Source organism: Pseudoalteromonas sp. S1610, assembly GCF_005887465.1.
GTDB lineage: Bacteria > Pseudomonadota > Gammaproteobacteria > Enterobacterales > Alteromonadaceae > Pseudoalteromonas > Pseudoalteromonas undina.
The window spans coordinates 1-12,223 of record NZ_PNDI01000084.1; the positions used below are offsets into that span (position 1 = coordinate 1).

Below are 12,223 nucleotides of genomic sequence, written 5' to 3' on the forward strand. Positions count from 1 at the left end.
AATCGCCCCTAGGCAGAACCCATCGGGCAGCGCCTGTTTGGCATTGATGCTGCGTTATCGCCTATTTATGGGGAATAACCACACCACATAGGCTCTGCCTTGCCTAAATACCAAACAGACTGCTGCAAATTTAACCTTGAAAGGCCAACAGACCCTAGTTATTTGAACCCAGATACAACTAATGTCTAATATTTAATAGTGCACTGCTGAGTAATCCTTGATGAAAAGCCTAAGGCAAGTAATATAAATTGGAGACTAATATGTCACAAAGTATCTATCCAGTTCCTGCGCAGATAAAAAACGCAGCGCTCGTCGATAATGAAAAATATAATACGATGTATAAACAGTCTATCGAAGACCCTGAAGGGTTTTGGGCTGAGCACGGTAAGCGTCTTGACTGGTTTACTCCATATTCAAAAGTAAAAAACACTTCATTTGACAAAGGCCATATCAATATTAAATGGTATGAAGATGGCTACCTGAATGCCTCTTATAACTGTATTGATCGTCACTTAAAAACAAAAGCGGATAAAGTAGCATTAATTTGGGAAGGTGATGATCCTTCACAAAGCGAAAATATCACCTACCAACAGCTACATGATGAAGTGGCAAAGTTTGCCAATGGTTTAAAAAAATTAGGTGTTAAAAAAGGTGACCGTGTAGCCATTTATATGCCAATGAGCCCGCAAGCTATATACGCAATGCAAGCTTGTGCCCGCATAGGTGCTATTCATTCAGTTATATTCGGTGGCTTTTCACCGTCAGCTATTGCGGATCGTATTAATGATTCGGGTGCTAAAGTGGTGATCACCTCAGATGAAGGCCGACGTGCAGGTAATTGTGTACCGCTTAAAGCTAATGTAGATGAAGCCGTATTACAAGATTCAGTAACCACGGTTGAGCATGTAGTGGTACATAAACTAACTTCAGGCGATGTTGATTGGCACGACCATGATATTTGGTGGCATGACTTAGTTGCAGACCAAGCGCCAGATTGCGAACCTGAACACATGAATGCTGAAGACCCGCTGTTTATTTTATACACCTCAGGTTCTACCGGTCAGCCCAAGGGGGTGGTGCACACCACTGGTGGCTATTTAGTGTATTCATCTATGACCCACGAATACATTTTTGATTTAAAAGACGATGATATTTTTTGGTGTAGTGCTGATGTTGGCTGGATCACAGGTCACAGTTATATTGCTTATGGGCCGCTCGTTAATGGGTGTACGCAAGTCGTATTTGAAGGCGTGCCAACTTACCCAACTGCTGGTCGTATGGGTGAAGTGGTTGATAAACATAACGTGACAATTTTATACACAGCACCTACTGCCATTCGTGCATTGATGGCTAAAGGCGAAGAGCCGATTGCAAGCTCACATCGTGACAGCTTACGCATTTTAGGTTCTGTGGGGGAGCCGATCAATCCAGAAGCATGGACCTGGTACTATGAAAAAATTGGTAAGTCGAATTGTCCAATTGTAGATACTTGGTGGCAAACCGAAACCGGTGGCATCATGATTGCGCCATTACCAGGTGCAACCGATATGAAACCTGGCTCTGCAACACGTCCATTCTTTGGTATTGCACCTGCATTATTTGATGCTGAAGGTAATACATTGGAAGGTGCGGTTGATGGTAACCTTGTGATTTTAGATAGCTGGCCTTCACAAGCACGAACCGTTTATGGCGACCATGAGCGCTTTGAACAAACCTACTTTAGCGCTTATCCTGGTGTGTACTTTACTGGTGACGGTTGTCGTCGTGATGAAGACGGTGATTATTGGATCACAGGACGCGTTGATGACGTACTTAATGTGTCTGGACACCGTTTAGGTACTGCGGAAATTGAAAGTGCGTTAGTTGCTCATGAAGCTGTAGCTGAAGCGGCAGTAGTAGGCTACCCGCATGATATTAAAGGCCAAGGTATTTACGTTTACATAACTCCTAACGAGGGTGTAACGGTGAGTGATGAGCTAACAAAAGAGATCCGTAATTGGGTACGTAAAGAGCTAAGCCCAATAGCATCACCAGATATGATTCAGTGGTCTCCAGGTTTACCAAAAACACGTTCTGGCAAAATTATGCGTCGTATTTTACGTAAAATCGCGGCAAATGAGCACCAACAGCTTGGTGATACCTCAACACTTGCGGATCCGTCAGTGGTTGATGAGCTAGTAGAAAATCGATTAAATCGTTAATTTCGCGTTAAAAGCTTGATTAGAAGTTGATTCTAAACGTAGTATATCGGCTGTTGTCTATTGGATAGCAGCCGAATTTTTGGGAGTGAACAATGAGTCAGTTTTTAATAGCGGACGATCATCCGTTATTTCGTGAAGCACTAAAGGGCGCTTTGAGTGCAAAGTTTGCAGGTTTAGAAGTATTTGAATCAGCGGATTTTGATAGCACATTGCAGGTGTTAAGCGAACAAGAAGATCTTGATATATTACTACTAGATTTACACATGCCAGGTAACGGTGACTTATACGGCTTGATCCGTATACGTGAAGATTACCCAAGCTTACCTATTGCGGTGGTTTCGGGTAGTGAAGATGTAAATATTGTTTCGAAAGTTATGGGTTATGGGGCAATGGGGTTTATTCCTAAGTCATCATCATCTGACGATATTGCCAACGCAATTAACCAAATACTCGAAGGCGATACTTGGCTGCCAACCGAACTAAAAAGTAAAGTGGCTGAAATAGAAGGCGCAGATAGAGAAATTGCTGCACAAGTAGCATCACTTACTCCACAGCAATACCGTGTATTACAATATTTGCACGAAGGGTTACTGAATAAACAAATTGCGTACGAACTTCACATTTCAGAAGCCACAGTCAAAGCTCACATCACTGCCATATTTAGAAAACTCGGTGTTTATAATCGAACTCAAGCTGTTTTAATTGCTGCAAAACTACAACTAGAACCGATAGAGCAAGCTTAAGCAGACTAAATAAGAGGCGAGAGCCTCTTTTTTGTAACCCCATCACAATAAAACCCATCAGTTAATTACCATGACATAACAAGTCATTCATCTTTATTACATGACCTGCTCAGAAAATAATGCTAGGTTACGGGCATTTTGTAATTAAGAGAGCATGGTATGTCAGACTCAATGGACTCACCACACACATCCCAAGATGAAAATCAGGCCGCAAAGGGCGGTTGGTTTAATCGATTTTTAGCCACGGTAGAATTTTTAGGGAATATGCTTCCCCATCCAATTACCTTATTCGCGCTGTTTTGTATTGCCATTATTTTATTTAGTGGCGTTGCTGATTGGTTTGGACTTAGTGCTATCGATCCTCGCCCTGAGGGCTCTGCTGGGCGCGATCCAGATGGTGTAATTGAAGTTGTTAGCTTACTCAGTGCCGAGGGCTTACAGCGTATTGTAACGGGATTGGTAACTAACTTTACCAGCTTTGCCCCATTAGGTACGGTGTTAGTGGCGCTATTAGGTGTAAGTGTTGCTGAACATTCTGGGCTATTGTCTGCGGCAATGCGTGGCATGGTTATGGGTGCATCTAAACGCTTAGTTACCTTTATGGTTGTATTCGCTGCTATTTTATCAAACACAGCATCTGAGCTGGGTTATGTCGTATTGATCCCCCTAGCGGCAATGATATTTCATAGTTTAGGTCGTCATCCGCTTGCAGGCCTTGCTGCAGCGTTTGCTGGTGTATCGGGTGGCTATAGCGCTAACTTATTACTGGGTACTATCGATCCGTTATTAGCGGGTATTACGACGCCTGCAGCACAAATGATTGATCCAACTTACCAAGTAGGCGCTGAAGCAAACTGGTATTTTATGATGATTTCAGTATTGCTAATTGCTGTTTTAGGTACACTTGTTACTGAGAAAATTGTTGAGCCACGTTTAGGTAAATATAACCCAGATGAAGCCAGTGAAGATTTAGCTCAAAATAATATTGCCGGTTTAACTGCCAAAGAAAAGTCAGGTTTAAAATGGGCTGGAGTTTCATTACTTGTTGTTTCGTTGTTGCTCGCTTGGACGATTGTTCCAGCCGACGGTATTTTACGTAACCCTGAAACAGGTCTAGTTGCTCACTCGCCGTTTTTAAAAGGGATTGTTGTTTTTATTTTTGTTACCTTTGGTATTCCGGGTTTTGTGTATGGTCGCGTGGTTGGCACCATGAAAAATGATAAAGACGTGATCAATGCCATGAGCAAAAGTATGAGCTCTATGGGCATGTACATTGTATTGGTGTTTTTTGCTGCGCAGTTTGTGGCATTTTTTAAATGGACTAACTTAGGCACCATTTTAGCGATTAACGGTGCCGCGTTACTACAAGCTCTTAGCTTAACTGGGCCGGAAGTATTTGTACTGTTTATTTTGATGTGTGCTTTAGTGAACTTAACTTTAGGCTCATCGTCAGCGCAGTGGGCAGTAACAGCACCTATCTTTGTTCCTATGCTAATGCTTATAGGTTATGCACCCGAGACAATTCAAGCGGCTTATCGTATTGGTGATTCAGTAACTAACTTAATTACCCCGATGATGAGTTACTTTGGTTTAATTCTTGCGGTTGCCACTAAATACAAAAAAGACATGGGAATAGGTACTTTGGTAGCCACTATGTTGCCATACAGCTTGATCTTCTTTGTTGGCTGGGTGGTACTGTTTTACTTATGGGTATTTGTTTTAGGTATGCCAGTAGGCCCTGGGGCACCAACGTATTACACACCCTAGTTAAGTAAGGTTTATTATTTACTTATAAAAATGCCAGCTTATTAGCTGGCATTTTTAATAGCTATATAAAGCTAATTATGAAAATACGACGGTTTTATTGCCATTAATAAACAGCTAGAGTATTACCAAGTTGGTTTAATAACATGCCGCCTAAACAGAGGCTTCTTTTGGAGCTAATAATACAACTTTGGTTTTTTCTTCGCCGTGCAGTACCACTTTTGCAATCCTTCGCAAAGTTATAATAAAAAATCGCTGAGGGATTAGTCTGTGAGTTCTGCTCTCATAAAAAGCGTTGTGCATCTTTATCAACAAGGCCTAATAATATCTAAATTATGCTGATTACAGAGTTTGGTAATTTTGGCTAAGCCTAATATCGTTTGCGTATTAGTTGGTTAGTGTATTACTTATTTTCCTCATTTCCCTCCCTGTCTTTACTGCGTTTGCAGGGGGGGAATCACATTTATATCAAAGTGTAGAGAGGGGGGGTTTAGTTTGGAAAGATGCCACCTAGTAATAAGGTGGCATATATAGATAAGCTAGTTTTTTGGCTCAGACGCTAAATCGTCTTCCTGACGTAAAAAACCAGCGGCTTCCTCATCATCTTTGGTTAAAGCTGGCTGCATAGGCATAGCTCGTGTTTGCTGGTTTAACTGGTGCAGTTGAGATGCATTGCCTAAATCGCGTTCGCTAGTGATAGAGGCAATTGATTCTCGATCTTTCAAAAAGGCAATTACATCTTTTTTGATTGCTTGTAATTGACCTTCATCTTTATGCATTTCCATAATATGTCGAGGATGCTCGAGGTTTTTCATGCCTGTAGCTGCAAAGGTTGTAGAAACAATGCGCGAAACAATCACCCAAGGCGTTATGCTGCTACGTACCAAGGTATTTTCCGAGCGTGTGCTATCATGAATACCGGTACCCGTTGATATTTTTGACTCAGTAAATGTGCCCTCGCACTTGAAGTACACGAGTAAAGATTCAAATTGCATTTCAGCAAAAAATAAATGGGCACTATTGCTCAGAAGTTGAGCAAATGCTTTAACTAATATGCCGATAAGTAATAAATGAACACTTGCCATTAACAGCTCGCTAAACTCAATAATATTTTTATTATTAAAGGCTTGTTCAATACTATTTATATTAGCAGCGTCAATATAGTGGTAAATATTAATAAAAGAGTAAGCAAGCAACACAGTAAAGGTAAGCGCTACAATGTAGAGTAAGTTACCACTAATTAACGCAACTAAACGAGAAAGGTTAAAGTGCTTACCTAAATCCATTGTGTGTAGTTTAGGCTGAATCTCTTGAATCATTTCGCCTTTAAACCCGCCTTTTCCTTCAATTTGCTCTTGTAGTTTAGGATCTAGCTCACGATAAACCCTATTAGGTACTTCTTTATAACGGCGATTAGCCATTACTAAGTTATCAAGATTTATAAAAATCTCATCTGGATGAACAGACTCTTGCCAGTTTTCTCGTAGTTCTGATACTTCAGCGCTTGGTGTCACTTCGTTTAAACGCGCTTTAATCATCACAAAAACAAGTGCACAACTAAGTGCAGCTAAAATAATAATGGCAGTTAAATAGATGCCCGCGTTAAGGTTGGGTAATTGCTCAAGCCAATTGTCTATTTGTTGTTTGCTTATGCGCTGTTCTTGCATTATCCACGACATAGACAGGCCTATAGCAATGGGCAATATAAAGGATAAAGAAATGATTTTAGCAAGAGCACCAGTACCTAAGGCTTCAATATTTCTCTCTGCATTACGTGAAATAGGTTTGCCAGAAGAGCGCCAAGAAAACAGCACATAAAACATTAATATGGCACTATATATTGGAAAAGCTAGTTCGCCAGCTTCACCGGTAAAACCAGACAGTGACACAAAGGCGACCAATGCATAAGCGATAAGAGCAACCAGTGTGCTTATCCATGAGCCAAATAAACGTTGGGCAACATTACGTATTGGGTAGGGTAAAAATAGTAGTTTTGGTACTAAACTATGTAGCAAACGCGATAAAAAGCCATTCGGTTCTTTAAAAGTACTGTTTTTGCGACCAACAAGCATTTCTTCTAATGTTTGCGCAGTGTAGGCTACTTCGTTTTTTTCTTCTTGTGCAGTTGAGATTTGTGACTTACTAAAATTAAACGCCAACGATGTTGGGTGGTTTCTACCTACGAAGTACTTAAGCGTTGCATAAATACCACCCGATAAAGTCCGAATGCCTAGGGCGAGTATTAACATGCCAAATATCATTAAGATCCAACCTGCTGTTGCATCTTCCTTTACAGAGCTAGACGCGATAACAAGCAAGCTGATGCCAACAACAGATTCAATAAGCCCTCTTATTGCTTTTACTTTACCTTCCAGTTTGAAAGGGTTTTTTAGTCCAAGATCGATTGATCCGTAATCAAAAGCCATCAAATGCTCCTTATAAATAGTACATCCTAAAAAGGGAATATCAGCATAGCTACAATAACGCATGCATTAAGACATTATTGCTTAATTTCTGATTATATATCAATAATATTGTTCAGCTTAAGGTTACTTGAATATGATAAGTTAAATCTTTTAAAGGTTGTTATTGCTTAAAAGGGAGTGTAGTAAATAACCTGATATTTCAGCTAATCCATAAAGTGAATGGTTTGACCAAGAGGGAAATTGCATATTTTGGCCGTGAAGGTTGATAGTAAAGGCCGAGAAAAATAATGATATAAGTCTAACAAAAGTCGCTATTTTCGGTTCTAATAGAAAACAGCTGATACGTAAATTTACTTTGTTTTAATAAAGTCTCTTAACCAGTGTTTAGGTTAAGTTATATTGAATAAACAAATGCCAGCTTATTAGCTGGCATTTTTAATAGCTATATAAAGCTAATTATGAAAACACCACTGTTTTATTGCCATTAATAAACAGCTTGTGTTCTGATGCTAGTTGCAGTGCTTTACAAAACACCGTTTTCTCCACATCTTTACCCATTTTAGCCATCATTTCAGCTGTATTCGCATGGGTCACACTCGATACGTCTTGTAAGATAATCGGGCCTTCGTCTAGCTCATTATTAACAAAGTGAGCTGTGGCACCAATAATTTTCACACCACGTTCAAATGCCTGGTGATATGGTTTTGCACCAATAAAAGCAGGTAAAAATGAGTGATGAATATTAATTATTTTACCCTCAAAACGACCCACAAATTCAGGGCTTAAAATACGCATGTATTTAGCTAGGCCAATAATATCAGGGTTATAGCTGGCAATTAAGTCACCGACTTTTTCGTCGTGCTCACTGCGCGTAAGTCCTTCATGAGAAACCACATGAAAAGGAATATTGAACCCTTTCACTAGAGGCTCTAGAGTAGGGTAGTTAGCGATAACGGCGAGTATCTCTATGTTTAGAGCTTGTTCAAATTGCTTTAATAACATGCCGCCCAAGCAATGAGCTTCTTTTGTGGCTAATAGTACCACTTTGGTTTTTTCTTCACCGTGCAGTGCCACTTTTGCGCCAGCTGGTAATACGTCGCGAAGTTGTGACAAAAACTCAGCATGTGGTTCGCCTGTAAGCTCTGTGCGCATAAAAAAGCGTTGTGCATCTTTATCAACAAATTCGTTGTTACGAATAATATTTAAATTATGCTGATTACACAGTCCGGTAATTTTGGCGATTAAGCCTATATCGTCTGCGCATTGGGTGGTTAGTATATAACTCATTTTCCTCATTCTTACCCAGTGGTTAGTTGCTTCATTATTTGTGTTTTAATTTAAAAAGCAAGACCTTTGTGTGATAGCCAATGTTTAATTTTAATTTACGCTAAGATAGCGTTAGTAAGGTTAATTTAGCTTTAAGTAAGTTTAACAAATTGTGTTCTAGTAAGGATTTAAAACAAGGAACTAAATCAGTTGTTTATTACTATATTTATACTATTGTCTAGTTAAAAAGTTGTTTTTAGTGTGCTTTACTAGCATACGAGTATATTAAATTGCGAATTAACTCTGTTTGTGCTTAATTTGTATACAAGTGTGGCGCTATTGTAAGTAATATAAACAATGGAAACTTAGCTGCTAAGCGGCTGAAAAATAAAAAGCTTAATGGCTTATAATGTTAATTGGAGAAATAATGGGTAATTTAAGCTTAAAAAACAAGTTGCTACTGTTGGCTGTTTTACCATTGATAGTATTACTAATCAGTTTTATGGCGGGCTCTTATTATTTAGAGAAGCAGAATCAACAGCAAAACTTTAATGAGTTCAAAACTAAATTAATTGCTGATAAACAAACCTTGCTAAGAACAGAAATAGAAATCGGCTCTAAAGTAGTGCAATACCAATTAGCACAAGGAAATGAACAAGACGCTAAAAATGCGTTGCGAGATTTAACCTTTGGCGAAGATGGTTACTACTTTATTTATGATACCGATGGTATTAGTGTTTTTCATGCATTACTGGGTGATGCAATAGAAGGTCAAAATAAAATAGGGATGACCGACCCAAACGGTAAAAAAATAGTGGTTGGCCTACTTGAACAAGCTCGTAAGGGCGGTGGCTCGTTTACCTATCATTTTCAAAAGCCCAATACCACAGGCTTAGTCGAAAAGATTGGCTATGCAGCCATGATCCCAGGTACTAATTGGATGATTGGAACTGGCACATATATGGATGATATTGAAGCTGAGTTGGTAAAGTATCAAGCAACTATGGAGCGCCATTTAAGTGAAAAAATGACCACTTTGGTTTTAATATCACTTCTGCTTCTTGGTTTAGCAGCAGCCGGTGCGTTGTATGCTTCTAATAATATGCTAAAACCGATTAAACGTATGGTGCAAAGCTTAGATGATATTGCCAAAGGGGAGGGGGATTTAACCCGACGCTTAGAAATAGATACTCATGATGAAATTGGTCAGTTAGGTGAATCTTTCAATGTATTTGTGAGCAAGCTACACAGTATTATTGCCGGTGTGGTTGATGTAACAAGTGACGTTAAAACAGCCTCTTCAGATATTAATACGCAAACATTACTCATAGAAGACAAGTTATTAAAGCATAACCATGAAACCGATTTAGTGGCAACGGCGATTACCGAAATGTCAGCAACCTCGCATGAAGTTGCGCAAAATACCACACAAGTTGCAGTGTCAACGCAGGCGGCAACAAAAGAAGTGGCTAACGCGCAAGATTGTGTGGATGTTTCACTGAGCGAAGTATCAAACTTAATGGGCGAAATTAATCAAGCAGCAGAGCAGGTTAACTCGTTAAGTGAGCAATCTAAAAAAATTAATAGCGTATTGAGTGTAATTGGTGGCATTGCTGAACAAACAAACTTACTGGCATTAAATGCGGCAATTGAAGCGGCACGCGCAGGTGAGCAAGGTCGTGGTTTTGCGGTGGTGGCTGATGAAGTTAGAAGCTTAGCGAGCAGAACCCAAGACAGCACATTAGAAATTAACGAAATGCTAAGCGAGTTACATAATTTAGTAACGGCAGCTGTTGATGCTATGCATGCGAGTCAACAAAGCTGTAATCGTTCAGTTGAGTCTTCTCGCGCTATTTCTGAAAGCTTAGGTGCGGTAACCACGTCCGTGACCACCATTAATGATATGAGTACACAAATTGCTACAGCGGCAACAGAGCAAAGCAGTGTGACAGAAGAAATAAACCGTAACGTGTATGCGATTCAAGAAATAGTTAATGAATTAACACAGTCGAGTAAAACCACTTCTTCAGTAAGTCAGCACCTAGCAGGGCGAGGTGAAAACTTGGGTGACCTAGTAGGACAATTTAAAATATAGCGCGATTTAAAATGCTAACTACGCTAAGCCGTAACATTATTTGTTACGGCTTTTTTATTGGTTGGCGCTGAGTGGGTGATAGCGGCTATAAATATCTAACGACACAGAGATTTTTTAATATTTTTATTCGTCTCTAATGTACACTATTAGCTATTCTTATTAATAAGTGCTTACTTATTACAGTAAATTTATAGTGAAAGACTATTTTAGGGTTTTGAAATGATAGAGTATCCGGTTGATCAGTTACCACAACTCATAAACGACTTATTGCAGTGTGATACCACAGAGCGCAAAAATAAATTACTTATAGATGCTCAGCAAACCTTATCAACCGAACACTTATCTTTGTTGTTTGAAGCTATTCCTAAAGAGCAACGCCTTGAAATTTGGCATTTATTAGATGAAGACACGCAACACGAAATTTTCGTTAACTTAAGTGAAGATAGCTGTTTGTGGTTATTGCAGACTCTAGATGACAGCGACGGTTTTAAATTATTGGACGAAGTTAATGTTGAAGAGCTGCTTGAATTAGAAGAGGTTATTCCACAACGTTTTATTGATTATGCAAAAAAGCAGCTAGATGAAGCACAAACCAAACAATACGAACTGGCGCAACAATATACACCTGAGCAGTTAGGTCACTGGATTGGCTTTGACTTTTTAAAGGTGTCTGACAAGCTCACTGCGGGTGGCGCTAAAAAGCTGCTACATAAAGGGTTACCGCAGTACAGCGAAGTGATTTATTTAGTGAGCCGTAAAGGTAGCTTAATCGGCGAAGTGGCAGTTAATGACCTAATAAAAGCAAATGATAACGAGAGCTTAATGACTCTTGCTAATCATGACTTTACTTCACTGCACGCAGACCATGATTTATATGAAGCCGCCGAGGTGGTTATTCACAGCGAGCAAATGGCCATGCCCGTGGTTAATGCCGATAACAAACTAATAGGGCGTTTAACCATTGCATCGGCTTACGAGTTACGTCAAGAAATTGCTGACGAAGCAGCAGCAAAAGCCGGTGGTTTACGTGAAGACGAAGATTTATTTGCCAGTGTTCGTAAAAGTGCTAAAAACCGTGGTATTTGGTTAGGTATAAACTTAGCAACCGCATTTTTAGCTTCGTGGTTTATAGGCTTATTTGGCGCCACCATAGAACAAGTGGTGGCACTTGCGGTATTAATGCCTGTAGTGGCGTCAATGGGCGGAATAGCGGGTAGTCAAACCTTAACAGTTATAGTGCGCGGTCTTGCGCTTGGTCAGGTTACCGACTCAAACCGTAACGCTCTACTTAAAAAAGAGCTACGTGTAGGGGCGGTAAATGGCTTGGTATGGGCTTTAGTAATTGGTTTGCTAACTTACCTGTGGTTTAACGATATTATGCTTAGTATAACCATTACCGTGGCAATACTGCTGAATTTAGTGGCTGCATCGTTGGCGGGCGTAGTGATCCCGTCTATTTTAGATAAAATGAAAATTGACCCTGCATTATCAGGCTCAGTTATTTTAACCACAGTGACTGATATTGTCGGCTTTGTGACCTTTTTAGGGTTAGGTAGTTTGTTGTTACTTTAGGGTCTGTTGACCTTTCAAGGTTAAATTTGCAGCAGTCTGTTTGGTATTTAGGCAAGGCAGCGCCTATGTAGTGTGGTTATTCCCCATAAATAGGCGATAACGCAGCATCAATGCCAAACAGGCGCTGCCCGAAGGGTTCTGCCTAGGGGCGATTTT

General features: G+C 39.9%; 7 protein-coding genes. 5 read left to right on the forward strand and 2 right to left on the reverse strand.

What is annotated here, in order from left to right; genetic code table 11:
• Positions 1–260 precede the first annotated feature (260 nt).
• From acs to CWB77_RS17625, 3 genes are all read left to right on the forward strand, one after another.
• The gene (gene acs, locus CWB77_RS17615; protein ID WP_010387762.1) at positions 261–2,201 is read left to right on the forward strand and encodes an acetate--CoA ligase; all 1,941 of its coding nucleotides are present in this window, start codon (positions 261–263) and stop codon (positions 2,199–2,201) included.
• Positions 2,202–2,293: 92 nt separating this feature from the next.
• Positions 2,294–2,944: a response regulator transcription factor gene (locus tag CWB77_RS17620; RefSeq protein ID WP_008111545.1), complete on the forward strand. Its 651-nt coding sequence runs from the start codon at positions 2,294–2,296 to the stop codon at positions 2,942–2,944.
• 159 nt (positions 2,945–3,103) lie between these two features.
• On the forward strand, positions 3,104–4,711 hold the full coding sequence (locus CWB77_RS17625; RefSeq protein WP_008111547.1) for an AbgT family transporter: 1,608 nt from the start codon (positions 3,104–3,106) through the stop codon (positions 4,709–4,711).
• 536 nt (positions 4,712–5,247) lie between these two features.
• Here CWB77_RS17625 and CWB77_RS17630 read toward each other — a convergent pair.
• Positions 5,248–7,134, reverse strand: coding sequence for a hypothetical protein (locus CWB77_RS17630; RefSeq protein ID WP_138623837.1), 1,887 nt, complete (start codon positions 7,132–7,134; stop codon positions 5,248–5,250).
• 456 nt (positions 7,135–7,590) lie between these two features.
• Positions 7,591–8,421 carry a formyltetrahydrofolate deformylase gene (gene purU / locus CWB77_RS17635; protein ID WP_054201777.1) on the reverse strand — a complete coding sequence of 277 codons (831 nt, stop codon included), beginning with the start codon at positions 8,419–8,421 and terminating at the stop codon, positions 7,591–7,593.
• Positions 8,422–8,827: 406 nt separating this feature from the next.
• Here purU and CWB77_RS17640 point away from each other — a divergent pair, with 406 nt between their 5' ends.
• Together CWB77_RS17640 and CWB77_RS17645 are read left to right on the forward strand one after the other, a co-directional pair.
• On the forward strand, positions 8,828–10,495 hold the full coding sequence (locus CWB77_RS17640) for a methyl-accepting chemotaxis protein (RefSeq protein WP_075169718.1): 1,668 nt from the start codon (positions 8,828–8,830) through the stop codon (positions 10,493–10,495).
• A gap of 219 nt (positions 10,496–10,714) precedes the next feature.
• Positions 10,715–12,067, forward strand: coding sequence for a magnesium transporter (locus CWB77_RS17645; RefSeq protein ID WP_010387769.1), 1,353 nt, complete (start codon positions 10,715–10,717; stop codon positions 12,065–12,067).
• The last annotated feature ends 156 nt before the right edge of the window (positions 12,068–12,223 follow it).